Source organism: Flexistipes sp. (genome assembly GCF_036172515.1).
GTDB lineage: Bacteria > Chrysiogenota > Deferribacteres > Deferribacterales > Flexistipitaceae > Flexistipes.
This window is the reverse complement of the sequence record NZ_JAXKVW010000011.1, coordinates 57,796-73,083: the sequence shown is the minus strand read 5'-3', so window position 1 is coordinate 73,083 and position 15,288 is coordinate 57,796. Positions and strand designations below refer to the sequence as shown.

The following is a 15,288-nucleotide window of genomic DNA, read 5'->3' as shown; positions in this document are numbered from 1 at the left end:
TCAAATGCTTCTGTGGCAAAAAGAAGAACAGACTATGCCTTTGGATGATATAAAGCAGCTGCAACTGGAAAGACTACAGTCTACAGTAAACAGAGCCTATGAGAATGTTGATTTTTACAAAAGTCAGCTTAAATCACTTAACATAAAGCCTGAAGAAATATCAAAGCTTGAAGACATTTCAAAACTACCGTTTACGACCAAGCAGGATTTGCGGGATAACTATCCCTACGGACTTTTTGCCGTACCACTGAAAGATATTGTCCGCATTCACTCTTCCAGCGGAACCACCGGTAAACCTACAGTTGTCGGATATACAAAAAGGGATCTGGAGACCTGGAAGGATTTGGTGGCAAGGGTAATGACAGCAGGCGGGGTTACCAAAGATGATATTGTACATATTGCTTTTACCTATGGCCTTTTTACCGGCGGCTTCGGGCTTCATTACGGAGCGGAACACATTGGTGCAAGTGTTATCCCTGTTTCCAGCGGTAATACCAGAAGACAGCTGCTTATAATGCAGGATTACTGGAGCAGCACTCTTATATGTACCCCTTCATACGCTTTACATATAGCAGAAATTATGGAAAAACAGGGGCTCACTGCAGATGACATCCATCTTAAATATGCCCTTCTGGGGAGTGAACCCTGGGGTGAAAAGATAAGAGCAGAAGTGGAGGCAAAGCTCGGTGTTATCGCTACTGATAATTATGGTTTATCCGAAGTGATAGGCCCCGGCGTATCAGGAGAATGTCTTCAGAAAAACGGCCTGCACATAAATGAAGATCATTTTTACGCCGAGATTATCGATCCGGAAACGGGAGAAGCTCTTCCTGAAGGCGAACTGGGAGAACTCGTCCTTACAACTTTGACAAAAGAAGGGATGCCTCTTATCAGATACAGGACAAGAGACATTACCCGTCTTTTCAGGGATAACTGCAAGTGCGGATGTACATTTGTCAAAATGGAGAAACCTTCCGGAAGAACTGACGATATGCTGATTGTCAACGGGGTAAATGTATTCCCGTCTCAGGTGGAGGAAGTACTAACCGAATTTGATCATGCCACACCGCATTATATGATATTCGTCAAGAAGAAAGGTCACCTTGACCAAATGGAAATAAATCTTGAAATCTCAGAACATCTGTTTTTTGATGAAATGAAAAAACAGAGAGCGCTGCTGGACAGTTTAACGGAAAGGATGTTCACCGTACTGGGTATAAAACCTAAGATAAAACTTGTCGAACCCAGAACCATTGAAAGATTTGAAGGGAAAGCCAGCAGGGTGGTGGACACCAGAAATGAGTAATAACGATAAAGAACTTGCCGGTATCGTCAATTTCTTTTTTGAAACAGGTATCTTCGAGAAAATCCCAAGAAGCGGTGATGCTTTTCTGGGTTCTGAGCAGCAGCTTCTATCATCACATATATTCAGAACTACCGTAATAGGTTTTTCTCTGGCAAATATCACCGGTGCGGATATCTCCAAAGTAACTTTTATGTGCTTGTTTCATGATATTGAGGAATCCAGAACGGGTGATTTGAATTATCTTCATCAGAAATATGTCAATTCTGATGACAGAAAAGCTCTTGAGGATATTACTGGCAGCTTGCCTTTTGGTGAATCGATAAAGTCATTCATCGATGAATATGAGGCTCAGGAAAGCTTTGAAGCAAAACTGGCAAAAGATGCGGATACACTGGAATTAATACTCCATATTAAAGAATCATTGGATAAAGGTAATAAGCAGGCTGCAAACTGGCTAAAGTTTGCAGAAAAAAGGTTGAAAACTATTGCAGCGAAAGATATTCTCAAGAATATAAAAAGTACAAAATATTATCACTGGTGGTACAATCTGAGTAATGAATGGCAAAAAGGCAACAAAAACTGGTGACTATACACCTCCCGGTCTTTTATACACATTTCTTTTGTGTCTGAGACTCATTTTTTTCAGTAATAAAGCTTTTTTTGAACTGTTTCATGACAAAAGGCTCACCTATAATCTTATTACTATCTTTTTACTCATGCTTGCGATACCAGTAAAAGTTTTCACCACAGAAAAAATTATTCTTTTCAATCCCGGCAGATTTATCGAGAATATCCTTTTGTCACTAATATTCATCTCATTTCTATATCTTCTGATACCTAAGAAGGAGACAACGTTCACAGGCTACTTGAGAGTTTTTCTCGGCTTTGAAGTCGTGGACATATTTGGTGCAGTGACTTTGCTGCTTTCCGGAAAAACTCTGGATTTTTATACAGCTGTACTACTGGGCTGGTATTTGAGTTTAGCAGTCTACGCTGTGGCAAAAATTGCTAAACTGGAGTATGTTGTGGGGTTTATGCTGGTTTTTTTTGCTTTTCTGGTAACAAATTTTGTTCCGGTATTCCTTGGTGGTTAATGTCTCCAGAATATTTTGTCAATAAACCTGTCGATCAGCCTTCCAGAAAAACCTATCACGAACAAAACTATCCACAAAGGCTTTGGCAATACTCTGTAAAAAAGATAAAATATGTATCCAAAACTTTTTTTCAGGGTATGGAAATAATCATTAAATATTTCGTATATTTTTGAGCTTTTCATCTGTATTAATTTGCCGGAAACTATTTTTTAATAAATTATTCAAGTTTCGCACTTCGTTTTGTCTAGCATTCGCTTCTAGCGAATATATAGAATGTTAAACATATTTACCAGTCTAAAAGACTGGTGCTAGCCATAGGCATCCTTGCGAAACCCTGTGGAAGCAGGGTTGTGGCAATCTCAAAACAAGAAAAGCAGAGAGGTTGCTTCGTCGTTTTCACTCCCTGCCTTGTTAAATGCCACAGGCAATCAGCGAAGCTGATATTTAACAGGGTGAACAAAGACGTGAAAACAGTGTAAGTGCGAAACTTGAGTAAATTATTTTTACTAATACCTTGGAAAATGGCAAGAATAAAAAATAAAAAAAACTTGTAAAATTTTTGTAAATTTTTTATTACATATGTGTGAAATTTTTTAAAAGGATAGACATTGATAATTGATTTGCCAAATACAAACAGTTCCTGTTTGCTCCGATCACACACTGCATATAACTTTTTAATATCTTCATTATTATTGTTTTATCTAATATACTTTTCATATATATTTTTCAGTAATATTTATATTTATCCGGGAGGAGTGGATGGATTCTGTTAACTGGGTAGCACTTGTTTACGGACTTGTGGGAGGTTTAGGGCTGTTTTTATTCGGCATGAGAATGATGTCCGAAGGTCTGCAAAAATCAGCAGGTAACAGCTTGAGAAAAATTCTCGAAAAACTGACTACAAACCGCTTTATAGGCACTTTTGTCGGGCTGGGAATTACCGCAATAATCCAAAGCAGCTCTGCAACCACTGTTATGGTAGTTGGATTTGTCAATGCCGGTTTAATGAACATCACCCAGTCTTTGAGCATTGTACTGGGAGCTAATATAGGCACCACCGTTACAGCTCAGCTGATAGCATTTAAGATTGCCAAACTTGCACTTCCTGCAATAGGAATCGGTGTATTCCTAAGGCTTTTTACAAAGAAAAAGAAATATAACTATTATGGTGAAGTTTTAATAGGTTTTGGTCTTCTTTTTCTGGGACTCGCTACTATGAAAGACGGATTTGCCCCTTTGAGGAGCAGTGAAGAGTTCAGAAATGCTTTTATTCTTTTTTCTTCAACACCCATTCTTGCTGCGGCAGCTGGTGCTATACTGACTATGATAGTTCAAAGCAGCTCGGCCACGATAGGTATAACCATTGCTCTGGCATCTACCGGTTTAATTGATTTTTACGGAGCCAGCGCATTGGTACTGGGTGAAAATATAGGAACCACGCTCACCGCCAACATTGCAGCAATAGGAACCAATTCTGCCGCAAGGAGAGCTGCACTGGGGCACATGATTTTTAATGTAGTCGGTGTGGCCTATATGCTGATTCTTCTAAAACCTTTCGTGGGATTCATTGATTCAATAACACCGGGTAATGCAAATATGATAAATGCTGCAGGACAAAACCCTTATATAGCCAGACATATAGCCAACCTGCACACGATGTTTAATATAATCAATACAATAGTGTTTCTCCCAATTTTAGGTACACTGGCTTCCATATGCAAATGGTTAATAAAGGAAGATGAGGATGAGCAGGAACAGCGGTTGAAATTTATCGATGACCGTCTGATCGATACTCCGGAATTAGCTGTTACACAGGCGCAAAAAGAGGTTCAACGCATGTCGGATATAGCACTTGATATGCTGAGAATGTCCAAAGAGGCTTTCTTTCAAAGAGATCACAAACTTATAGATAAAATATACCGAAAAGAAGATGTTGTGGATTTACTTGAGAAAGATATCACTGATTTTCTGGTGAAACTTTTCCAGAAGTCTGTAAGTGAGAAAAACTCGGAAGTCATTAATAACATTTTTCATGTTCTGCATGATATTGAAAAAATTGCTGATCATGCAGAAAATATTGCCAAATTTACAGAAAGTATTATTGACAACAAAATATCCTTCTCCGAGGAAGCACTTGATGAGATGAATGAAATTTTTGATGTTACTATAAGATTTTCCAGTAATGTTCTGGATGAATACAATAAAGGAAACCTGCCTAAAGATATCGATACCCAGGATGAAGACCTAATTGATAAATACAAACGAAAATTCAAGAACAATCATATGAGAAGATTTAATGAGGGCAAATGTAATGTAGACGCAGGGATTGTGTACGTAGATATACTAAACAACCTGGAAAAAGCCGGCGACCACAGCTTCAATATAGCCCAGGTCATTCAGGGAAGCGAGTAATGCTTGCTGCCGGTGTAGATATCGGGAGTAACAGTTTCAGACTCATCATCGCCGATGTAGAAGATGACAAGCTGTTAAAAATTGTTCACGAAGAGAGGACAATTACCAGACTTGCCGAAGGTCTTATCGAAACCGGCAGACTTAAAAAAGAAAATATAGATCATTCTGTTGAAGTACTCAGTTCTTTCAGAAAAATAATCAATGAGTTTGGTGTCAATAAGTTTAAATTTGTAGCTACAAGTGCTGTCAGAGAAGCTGAAAACGCCTCTGAATTTTTGGATAAGCTTGCAAAAAAAGGTATATATATAAGTGTGATAGACGGAAAATATGAAGGGATACTTACTTTTAATGGTGTAAATGCAGCTATAGATACCACAGACGAGAACGTGCTGATCTTTGACATAGGAGGTGGTTCAACCGAGCTTATTTTCGTCGAAAACGGTAAAGTGAAAACTGTTGAAAGCACAGAACTTGGTGTTGTCAAACTGAGCAATTTATACGATTTCAGTGGAATCGTGGATGGAAAAACAATAAAAAAAGTTGAAAATCATGTAAAAAAAGTACTTGGTAATTTTTACTTTTCTGAAGAAGTCGTTCAAAAAGCTGTGGCTACTGCGGGTACTGCTACCACAATTGCAGCTATCGATATGGGACTTAAAGATTACGACTACAGGAAAGTTAACGGATACACAATTGATATTTCAAAAATTAAAAGTATATTAAAAGAGTTGGCCGGAATGCCTCTTGAAAAGCGAACATCAGTGACCGGCCTGGAGAAAGGAAGGGAAGATCTTATAATAGGTGGTATTATCATAATGCTTAGTATTCTTGATATCGCAGGTATAAATAAAGTAACAATAAGTGATTTTGGAGTGAGGGAGGGCATCGTAATTGCAGCTGCAAACGATTAGTTTATTAACGACTCCACTGGTAACAGGCTTTGTCGGTTATTTCACCAACTATCTGGCTATAAAAATGCTTTTCCGCCCGCACAGAAGGCGTTGGTTTTCTGCTGGATGGCAGGGTGTAATACCAAGAAACAGAAAAAAAATTGCCGGTGAAGTTGCCAATCTGGTGGGTAAAGAACTTATCAGAGAAGATGATATTAAATCAGCCCTCCAAAGTGAAAATTTTCAGAATCTATTGTCTTACACGGTCTCCGAAGAGGTGAAAAACTTTCTTCAGAGGGATTACGGCTCATTGTATGAAATCATGGATAATTTCGGCCTTGATATCGACGATGTCATAAACAGAACAGTTTTAAACACCACAGCCAACGATCAGGCTGTAACTGTGATTAATGATCTGCTGCAAAGAGTGGCACGTGAAATACTCGACAGTTTTTTGCTGAAGTCCGTTTCTGAAATTGAAGGAATGGAAGACAAAATCAGCTATTTTGTTCGTAAAATTATGAGCAGGGGGAACTGGCAGGAGCTGCTCATTGATGAAATTTTTGCAAAATTAAATAATACTGTGTATTCGGGTAATTCTTTGCAGGACATACTTCCGGAAGAGTTGTTAAATAAGAAAACCGCTATCTCAAAACAACTCACTGACAAAGGAATAGCAGTCTTAAAAAAACTGTTGAGTGATGAAAAAACCAAAAAAGTGATAATTGAAAAATTTATTGAACTGAAAGACAATTACTTCGGAAGCGGCTTCTTTGATCAGCTTAAACTGGGAATGCTTAATGTTTTCCTGAACGAAGATGCAATAACAGAAATTGTTAATGATGAGCTTCCAAAGATTATAAATGCAATAAGTAAAAATGATGAAATTATTGCCAAACTTGAGCAGTCTGTTGAAAACTATATCGATCAGGCTTTGCAGAAGCCTTTTTATGAAATAGTGGAAATGATAGGCCCTAAAACATTTTATAAAATCCGTATGGATTTTAACAGCTGGCTGAAAAGCTATCTGAGATCAGACGAACTTATAAATAAAGTGGAATCCTATTTTATCAGTAATTATCACAAATATTCCGGATTTACATTCGGTGGTATTCTTAAAACAGCAGGAGTGGATCCTTATGAGCTTCTCTCAAACAATATAGATATTAGGGTGATACTCAGTGAAAGCAAAAGCAGCTCTGCCGCACTAACAGACGGTATTGTCTCCATACTGAAAGATATCCGGGTATCGGAGATTTACAAAAAAATTCCTGAGCCGACTTTTGAACAGTTGAAAATAACATTAACTTATAAAATCAACGAAATTCTCGATAAACATATAATCAATGTACTTGGAGCCATTAATCTTACCAGCATCGTAGAAGAGAAAGTAAACTCATTGGATTTAAATCAACTTGAAAATCTCCTTTTTTCTTTTATGAGAGATCAGTTCCGCTGGATTAATATTCTTGGATTTATACTCGGCTTTATTTTTGGAGCAATCCAGAGCCTTCTGTTTTATCTGTATTGAAAGGTGCATTTAGAAGTAGTTAGAGGTGTTTAGGGGTAGTTGAAGGTATTAGGGGTATTAGGGGTTTTATAAGTATTAAAGATTAAATATTGTGTCCAGTGAAATAACCAAAATGGAAGAAGGTACTCAAAACTTAACACTTAATACTTAACACTATCTCACTTATTTAAATAGATTGACAGTGTAGGGACAATCTGATAATAACCATTCATGGAATTTGACATTAATTCTTTTTTGAGAGAACTTTCTATAGCAGCAGTTCCTTTTCTCATGGCAATTACCGTGCATGAAGCCTCTCACGGGTACGCAGCGTATATGCTTGGAGATGATACAGCTAAGAGAGCAGGGCGCTTAACTTTAAATCCACTCAAGCATCTTGATCCGCTTGGACTGCTTGTTCTTTTTCTTACCAGGTTGTTCGGATGGGCAAAACCGGTACCTGTAAATTTCACCAATCTAAACAATAAAAAATACGGACCTGCTATTGTTGCAGGAGCAGGACCCACAGCAAATTTTATCACCGCAATATTGTCTTCGGGTTTATATAACATAATCATTAATCTGAATGTGAGTCAGTCACTGCATTCAACTGTAATTGTACCCTTGGCACTGATGGCTCTTTTCTCTATCCAAATCAATATAGCTTTAGGTATTTTTAATCTTATCCCGATTCTTCCTCTGGACGGAGGAAGAATACTCCAGTCTTTTCTGCCGTTAAACGCAGCTTATAAATTTTCACAAACAGAGCAGTACGGCTTTGTTATTATAATAATTTTACTGCTTACAAACGTTATAGACAGAGTTGTATTCCCTATTATCAATGTTCTTATAAATTTATTAACTTAAGGAGTCAGCATCCAATGACAAGAGTATTAAGCGGCATGCGCCCGACCGGTAAGCTACACATAGGACATTATTTCGGAGCACTTCAAAACTGGGTAAGCTTGCAGGATAAATATGAATGTTTTTATTTTATAGCTGACTGGCACGCACTCACAACCGGCTATGAAACGCCTCCCGATTTTCATACACTGAGAAGGGAAATGCTTCTGGACTGGCTGACAGCAGGTCTTGATCCCAAAAAAAGTACTCTGTTTATTCAGTCCAAAAATTCTGCTCATGCTGAGCTTTACTTGCTGCTTAATATGATAACACCGGTTGGATGGCTGGAGAGATGCCCCACTTACAAAGAAATGAAAGAGGAACTGAACGATAAGGATCTTTCCAATATTGGTTTTTTAAGCTATCCTGTCCTGCAGACTGCAGATATTATAATATACGATGCAAAATACGTCCCCGTGGGAAAGGATCAGGTTCCCCATCTTGAAATAAGCCGTGAAATTGTCAGGCGTTTTAATTATCTTTATAACGCAGATGTTTTTGTTGAACCTGAGGCGCTGCTTACAAAAACTTCCAAGTTACTGGGTACTGACGGAAGAAAAATGAGCAAATCTTACGATAATGCCATACTGCTTTCTGAAGATTTAAAATCGGTGGAGAAAAAAATAAAACAGATGAAAACGGACACAAACAGAAAAAGAAAATCCGATCCGGGGAATCCTTTCATCTGTCCCGTGTTTGGATATCATGAGGTATTTTCCACAAAAGAAGAGCAGGAATGGGTAATAAACGGCTGCAAAAATGCCGGCATAGGGTGTATAGACTGCAAAAAAGTTCTCATTAAACATTTGTTTGAATTTTTGGAGCCGCTCCAGGAAAAGCGCAATAAGCTTGACAAAGAAATTGACAATATATACGAATATTTATCCGAATCCCAGGAATATGCCGAAAAAATTGCATCAATAAAATTAGAGGAAGCAAAAAAAGCAATGAACCTATGAAAGATCTTCTCGATGTAAAAACAGCAAATTTTGAAGGTCCGCTGGATTTACTCATCCATTTAATCTACAAAAACGAAATGAATATATATGACATCTCAATCTCAACAATTGCCGATCAGTTTGTTGACACGGTCAGGCAGATGGAAAGACTGGATATGGAGGTTGCTGCAGAATTTATAAATATGGCATCGTACCTGACATATCTGAAATCAAAAATGCTTTTGCCCAAAACTTCCACTTTTGAAGAGGATATCGACCCGGAAGAAGAAAAATATCAGTTTACCCAGAGACTTATAGAATATTCTTTTTATAGGGATATTTCAGAGACACTCAGGCAGAAAGAATTTTTCAGCAAAAGATATCTGACACGCAGAGATACACTATATCTTCCCAAAGAGCATTCATATCAAGAAGATCCTTTGAGTCTGGCCAAAGAATTTTTCAGACTTATTGAGAAGGAAAAAGATGATAATGTTGTTATCGAACATGACAATGTTGATATAGATGATTTAATTGAGCAGATGAAAGATTTTGTGTTAAACAGAGATGAAATTTTCTGGTCTGAAATCCTAAATGTCTGCAGGAGCAAAAGGGAAGTTGTCGTTGCGTTGCTTGCAATACTGGAACTGGTAAGGATAAAAGTAATAACTGCTCTTCAAACAGAAAACTTTGGTGAAATACTGGTGAAAAAGTATGCAGAATAAAGAAAAACAGATGTTTTTTGCCTCGCTTTTCCTTTCAGGCAAACCTCTCAACCTGAAATTTTTCAGAGAAATGTTTGACCCGATTAATATGGAAAACCGACTTGATGAGTTTGCACATGAATTCAATAATATGCAGACAGGTTTGTTTATCCGGAAAGTTGCAGAAGGTTATCAAATGGTTACAGACACAGCAATATTCGATGAGTTGAGCACATTTTTTGGTGAAAGGGCAGAAAACCTATCAAAAGCTGCTATGGAAACCGTGGCAGTAGTAGCATATAAACAGCCGGTCACAAAAATTGAAATTGAGGAATTAAGAGGGGTAAATTCAGCAGGTGTAATCAGACAGCTTCTTGATAAAAATCTCATACGGGTAATGGGGAGAAAAGACGTACCGGGCAGACCGATGCTGTACTGTACCACCAAATACTTTTTAGAGTATTTTAACTTGAAAACTTTGTCCGAATTACCTACTTTCAGAGAATGGCAGGAGTTAAAACAGAGCTGACAAAAATTCGCCTAAATAAATTCTTGGCTTCCAATACTTCTCTATCCAGGAGAAAAGCTGATGAAGCGATATTTTCACGTCGTGTTCGTTTAAACGGCGCAATAATTTCATCTCCGGCAACATATGTTGACAGGGATAACGATGAAGTCATGTTGGATAACCATTTAATAGCAACCAAAACAAAAGAATATTGGGCTTTTTATAAGCCAAAGGCAGTATTAACCTCATATGAGCGGGAAGGGGAAAAGCGATGCCTCTCCGATTTCGATAAATTAAACAGAAAAAAACCGGCTTATTCGGGAAGGCTGGATTATAACAGCGAGGGGCTCATATTGTTCAGCAATGACGGACATTTTATACAAAAACTTCAAAGACCCGATAATAAAATCCCCAAGGAATATTTAGTTTATATCGATGAAAACTTGTCGGAAGCGGATATAAAACTCCTTGAACAGGGGATAACATTCAACGGAACAAACTATATGCCGTGCAAAATCGACAAACTTGCTGACAGAAAATACAGAATTGTACTTTATGAAGGGAAAAACAGGCAAATAAGAAATATGATTAATCACTGCGGGAAAAAAACCAGGAGATTAATCAGAACAAAAATAGGGTGTGTCGGTCTAAAAGACCTGAATCCAGGTGAATTCAGGCAATTAACAAAAAACGAAATCATGGAGATTACAAATGTATAAAGTTAAAGTAACTGATAATTTTTCATCAGCCCACAATCTGAGGGAATATGAAGGAAACTGTGAAAAACTTCACGGTCACAATTGGCAGATTGAAGTTTCCCTGAAGGGGGAAGAGCTTGATGAACTGGGTATGCTTGTGGATTTCAGGGAGTTGAAAAAAGAAGTAAAAAACATCCTTAACACTCTGGATCATACATACCTTAACGATCATGAATATTTTTCACGAGTCAATCCCACAAGCGAAAATATAGCACATTTTATTTATAAGAAATTAAAGTCCAGGTTTAAAGATAGGATGGATAGTGTAACTGTATGGGAAAGCAATAATTCTGCTGCGGAGTATTATGAATAATTCTTCTGGATACATCAAAGAGATTTTTCCGTCGATTCAGGGAGAAGGCAAATATGTCGGAGCAAAACAGCTCTTTGTGAGATTCGCCGGTTGTTCCATAAACTGCTTGAACTGTGATACCGATTACTCTGCGGAAGATTTTTTCATTATTAAAGACAAAAAGATACAAAATCCGGTTTCACCAGTGGATTTAGCCGGTAATATTACAGAAGCCTTTGGTCTTAATTCATTCCACAGCATCTCCATAACAGGCGGAGAACCGCTGGATCAATTCGGTTTTTTAAAAGACTTTATTAAATCTGTCAAAAGAATATCCGGGATCAGAATCTTTTTGGAAACAAGCGGCTTTTACTCTGATAAGTTATTGGCATTACAAGATATCGTGGATATCTTCAGTATTGATTTAAAAATTAATAGTTCCTTTGGAGTAAACAATCTTCAGTCGGTTCAGAAAATTTTGAGATCAATTGACACAAGCAAAACATATGTTAAACTTATAATAAGTAAAAATATAACTGAAATAGAAATGAGCGCTGCCCTTAAATTTTTAATGGATTCAAAAATAAAAGAAATATACTTGCAACCTCTGAATAATATAAGTTATAATAATAAACTGGAATATATAATTGATCTTTTGCAAGATAATGGAGTAAATGCTTATTTTATCCCCCAAACACATAAATTTATGGAGATAAGATGAAATTATTTGGTAAACATAAGACAGACACAATAAGTCAGGCTAAGGCATTATATGCAAAGGGTCACTTTAAGAAAGCGCTGAGCACCTGTAAGAATTTAATAAATAAAAATCCAAATGATTTCGAAGCATACAATCTTCTTGGTGATATACATTACAAGATGGGTAACGAATCAAAAGCAATAGAAGTTTACAGGAATCTTGCGGAAAAACTCGAAGAAGATAAATTCACAGAAAGAGCTATCGCTGTCACCAGAAAAATAATAAGATTTTTTCCCGACCAACTGGATTTATATCGTAAGATTTCGAAACTCTACAGCAAAAAAGGTCTGCTGGCAGAGCATGTTAATGTGCTTTATGAATTGAGTAACATATATGAAGAGCGCGGTGAAAAAGATAAAGCTGTAGATATTTTAAAAGAGATAGCCGAGTACAACAGAAGCAATGCTGAAAATTATTATAATATTATCTTAAAATTCGACAAATACGGCAAACAGCAGGAAGTAAACAGATTTATTTACCATGCCTTTGAGCTGGCAGATAAATATAATAAAGAACAACTAATAAGCAATCTTGTAGATACAGCCATAAAGAATGATTGTGACCTGACAAATTGTATTAAATTTATTATACCTTATTACAAAGATACAGATGAGCATAAGGAGCTCTTCAGTAAATATGGAATAAACTATCTTCATGAAAATTTTGATGAGTCCTTTTTCAGTGACTTTGTCGAATTTCTGGATTATGACGATGACCCGGAATTTTTCGAGGAAATTAAAGATAAATATAATCATATAGCCATTTACAATTATCTGCTTCAATACACGATAAATCACAGAAATTATGATGAAACAGTGAAGCTTTTGGAAGAAATTGCTGATCTTCCTAAATATAATTTTGACAACTCAGTAATGGATATTATTGAAAAATATTATAGCTCTTTAGATCACACAGAGATTCTGGATGCAATGGCAATAATTTCCGAAAAGTGCGAAGACAGAGATACCACAATAAACTTATACAGACATCTTAAAGACATATACAATCAACGTGGAGATAATGAAAGAGCAGACAACCTGGAGCAGTTTATTTCAGATCTTGAAAAAACAGGCTTTAACCATGCTAATGATTTCGAAGCAGATGAAGAAGATGTGACACAGTCCGATGATGTTAAAGATTTCGGGGACCTTTTGGAGCAGACATCTTTTGAAGATATGGGAGAAAAATCAGAAAACCTTCTGGATTCAATAGATGTAGATCTTCAGGAAGAAATGGAAGATGAGGATATCTTCGGCTTGGAGCTAAATAATGCAGATATTGGAGAAAGTACCGAAAAAGACAGTGAGGAAGAAGATACCGATTTGGATATGGAATTTGATCTTAATGATCTGGACTCCGGCAGGAATTCAGGTAATGAAGATGAAACGGGATTTGACAATGAATCAGCTGAACCTTTAGATAACATCAGTGGATTAGAGCACAATGAGCAAAGTTATTCTGATAAACAATCTCCCGAAACTGAAAAAAGTGATGAAGAATCAGAATCTCTTGATGAGCTGGAAGATTTTGATTTGAATGAAATGAACGAGGGAAATATTTTCAGCGAAACACCGGTTGAGCAGGAGAGTGAGGATTCCGATATTGAGGTCTCTTCAGAAAGTAAAGAGACAAAAATAGAAAAAATAAAGCAATTGATTGACAGAAATGACTTTGACACTGCTCACTCTGCTTTGGACGAACTTCTACAGCAATATCCTGATGATGAGGAAATTAAAAATCTTGCTACAGAGCTTATTCTTTTCAGTGAAGAAAGTGAAAGCAAAGAAGTAACTGAAGAAAAAAGCGAGGACATAAACAGCTTAACTTCCGAATTTAAGGATGTTGCAAAATCTATTCGTGAAAGTATCAATGAAATGATAGACCCCGGGGATTATGAAACACACTATAATATGGCTATGGCTTACATGGAAATGGAGCTTTACGATGATGCCATAACTGAGCTTAAAAAGTCAGCAACGAGTAATAAAAGATATGAAAGCCTGTATCTAATGGCAGAATGCTATAAGTTATTGGGAAATTACGATCAATCCATCAATATTCACAAACTTATTGTTGTAGATTATTCAGATAAGGAGAGGATGTTAAATTCTCTTTATGAAATTGCTCACATATACGAAATCAGAGGTAATGCTCCTGTGGCCTTAAATTATTACAAAAAAGTATTCTTTCTCGATGAAAACTTTAGAGATGTTAAAGCTAAGATAGATAATCCTGATTCTTTGGGTTCGTCCCATTCATCTGAAACAAATATTGATAGTTCAGATGATAATGATTTGAAAGATAAAAAGAAGATATCATATTTGTAAAATTTATTAAAACTGTTATCAGCAGGTGAATATGAGTGTAAAAGAGTTTTTCCAGATTAAAGAACTGCCTTTTAACAATGCCCCGGATTTGAAGTATTTTTATTCATCAAAACCACACCAGGAAACTCTTACCAGGCTCAGGCATATCATTGAAAACCGTAAAGGGCTTGCCCTTGTAACCGGACAAATCGGCACAGGGAAAACTACCCTTGCCCGATTACTTTTTGAAGAGCTGGATCCTCAGCAATATGAAACCGTATTAATGATTGTGGTTCATTCGGAAATTACTTCCGAATGGATACTAAAAAAAATATGCACCCAAATGGACGTTGAAAATATATCGACAGATAAACCTGGAATGCTAACAGCTCTGTACAAAAGACTGTATGAGCTCAATGAGAAAGGGAAGAAAGCTGTCATTTTGATTGATGAAGCACAAATGCTTAAACACAGAGATGTCATGGAAGAAATCAGAGGTATTCTGAACTTTGAGGACGAATTTGGGAAATTGCTGACATTTATTTTTTTTGGGCTGCCCGAGCTGGAAACTAACCTTTCAGTAGATGAACCTTTACGACAAAGGGTTGCACTAAAATGCGAACTAAAGCAGCTTGACTTTGAAAGTACCAAAAATTACATTATGCACAGGATAAAAGTATCAGGCGCTAAATATAATTTTTTTGCTGATGATGCCTACAGATCCATTTTTGAAGCTTCCGGTGGCATCCCCAGAGTTATAAACACAATTTGTGACAATGCCATGTTTGAATCATATCTTATAAAAGAAAAAGTTATAAAAAAAGAAACTGTTGATCAGGTCGTAAATGATTTGGGTCTGTTAGCCTTATAAATTTTTTATTATTTAAACGAAAAAAAGCAGAAGGCC

16 protein-coding genes are annotated in these 15,288 nt (G+C 36.8%); 15 read left to right on the top strand and 1 reads right to left on the bottom strand.

Annotation, left to right across the window (positions count from 1 at the left end):
• Positions 1-4: 4 nt before the first annotated feature.
• From UMU13_RS08510 to UMU13_RS08500, 3 genes are read left to right on the top strand one after another with little or no spacing between them, the layout of a single operon-like run.
• Entirely contained in the window at positions 5-1,306 is a 1,302-nt protein-coding gene (locus UMU13_RS08510) for a phenylacetate--CoA ligase family protein (RefSeq protein WP_328218452.1), read from the top strand.
• Complete coding sequence (locus tag UMU13_RS08505; protein WP_328218430.1) at positions 1,299-1,892, top strand: HD domain-containing protein; 594 nt, start codon at positions 1,299-1,301, stop codon at positions 1,890-1,892. Before UMU13_RS08510 ends, UMU13_RS08505 begins: the two co-directional genes overlap by 8 nt.
• Positions 1,861-2,400, top strand: coding sequence for a hypothetical protein (locus tag UMU13_RS08500; RefSeq protein ID WP_328218429.1), 540 nt, complete (start codon positions 1,861-1,863; stop codon positions 2,398-2,400). Before UMU13_RS08505 ends, UMU13_RS08500 begins: the two co-directional genes overlap by 32 nt.
• Here UMU13_RS08500 and UMU13_RS08495 read toward each other — a convergent pair.
• On the bottom strand, positions 2,397-2,582 hold the full coding sequence (locus UMU13_RS08495; RefSeq protein WP_328218427.1) for a hypothetical protein: 186 nt from the start codon (positions 2,580-2,582) through the stop codon (positions 2,397-2,399). The two genes, UMU13_RS08500 and UMU13_RS08495, sit on opposite strands and share 4 nt — an antisense overlap.
• A gap of 577 nt (positions 2,583-3,159) precedes the next feature.
• Between UMU13_RS08495 and UMU13_RS08490 the strand changes: the two genes are divergently transcribed.
• The 12 genes from UMU13_RS08490 to UMU13_RS08435 all read left to right on the top strand — a co-directional run bounded on the left by UMU13_RS08490 (position 3,160) and on the right by UMU13_RS08435 (position 15,252).
• The gene (locus UMU13_RS08490; protein ID WP_328218426.1) at positions 3,160-4,812 is read left to right on the top strand and encodes a Na/Pi cotransporter family protein; all 1,653 of its coding nucleotides are present in this window, start codon (positions 3,160-3,162) and stop codon (positions 4,810-4,812) included.
• Positions 4,812-5,723, top strand: coding sequence for a Ppx/GppA phosphatase family protein (locus UMU13_RS08485; RefSeq protein WP_328218425.1), 912 nt, complete (start codon positions 4,812-4,814; stop codon positions 5,721-5,723). Before UMU13_RS08490 ends, UMU13_RS08485 begins: the two co-directional genes overlap by 1 nt.
• Positions 5,704-7,233: a DUF445 family protein gene (locus UMU13_RS08480; protein ID WP_328218424.1), complete on the top strand. Its 1,530-nt coding sequence runs from the start codon at positions 5,704-5,706 to the stop codon at positions 7,231-7,233. The genes UMU13_RS08485 and UMU13_RS08480 overlap by 20 nt, the downstream gene beginning before the upstream one ends.
• Positions 7,234-7,443: 210 nt before the next feature.
• Positions 7,444-8,079, top strand: a complete 636-nt coding sequence (locus UMU13_RS08475; protein WP_328218422.1) for a site-2 protease family protein — start codon at positions 7,444-7,446, stop codon at positions 8,077-8,079.
• Between the two features lie 14 nt (positions 8,080-8,093).
• Complete coding sequence (gene trpS / locus UMU13_RS08470; protein ID WP_328218420.1) at positions 8,094-9,074, top strand: tryptophan--tRNA ligase; 981 nt, start codon at positions 8,094-8,096, stop codon at positions 9,072-9,074.
• Positions 9,071-9,778, top strand: coding sequence for a segregation and condensation protein A (locus tag UMU13_RS08465; RefSeq protein WP_328218418.1), 708 nt, complete (start codon positions 9,071-9,073; stop codon positions 9,776-9,778). The genes trpS and UMU13_RS08465 overlap by 4 nt, the downstream gene beginning before the upstream one ends.
• Positions 9,768-10,286, top strand: a complete 519-nt coding sequence (gene scpB / locus UMU13_RS08460; protein ID WP_328218417.1) for an SMC-Scp complex subunit ScpB — start codon at positions 9,768-9,770, stop codon at positions 10,284-10,286. The genes UMU13_RS08465 and scpB overlap by 11 nt, the downstream gene beginning before the upstream one ends.
• Positions 10,262-10,984 carry a pseudouridine synthase gene (locus tag UMU13_RS08455; protein ID WP_328218416.1) on the top strand — a complete coding sequence of 241 codons (723 nt, stop codon included), beginning with the start codon at positions 10,262-10,264 and terminating at the stop codon, positions 10,982-10,984. The genes scpB and UMU13_RS08455 overlap by 25 nt, the downstream gene beginning before the upstream one ends.
• Positions 10,977-11,336 (top strand): 6-carboxytetrahydropterin synthase QueD, encoded by a 360-nt coding sequence (queD, locus tag UMU13_RS08450; RefSeq protein WP_273264846.1) that lies wholly within the window; start codon positions 10,977-10,979, stop codon positions 11,334-11,336. Before UMU13_RS08455 ends, queD begins: the two co-directional genes overlap by 8 nt.
• Positions 11,329-12,036 carry a 7-carboxy-7-deazaguanine synthase QueE gene (locus tag UMU13_RS08445; RefSeq protein ID WP_328218415.1) on the top strand — a complete coding sequence of 236 codons (708 nt, stop codon included), beginning with the start codon at positions 11,329-11,331 and terminating at the stop codon, positions 12,034-12,036. Before queD ends, UMU13_RS08445 begins: the two co-directional genes overlap by 8 nt.
• A complete protein-coding gene (locus tag UMU13_RS08440) occupies positions 12,033-14,402 on the top strand; it encodes a tetratricopeptide repeat protein (RefSeq protein WP_328218414.1) in 2,370 nt (789 codons plus the stop codon). Before UMU13_RS08445 ends, UMU13_RS08440 begins: the two co-directional genes overlap by 4 nt.
• 31 nt (positions 14,403-14,433) lie before the next feature.
• Entirely contained in the window at positions 14,434-15,252 is an 819-nt protein-coding gene (locus UMU13_RS08435) for an ExeA family protein (protein ID WP_328218412.1), read from the top strand.
• Positions 15,253-15,288 lie beyond the last annotated feature (36 nt).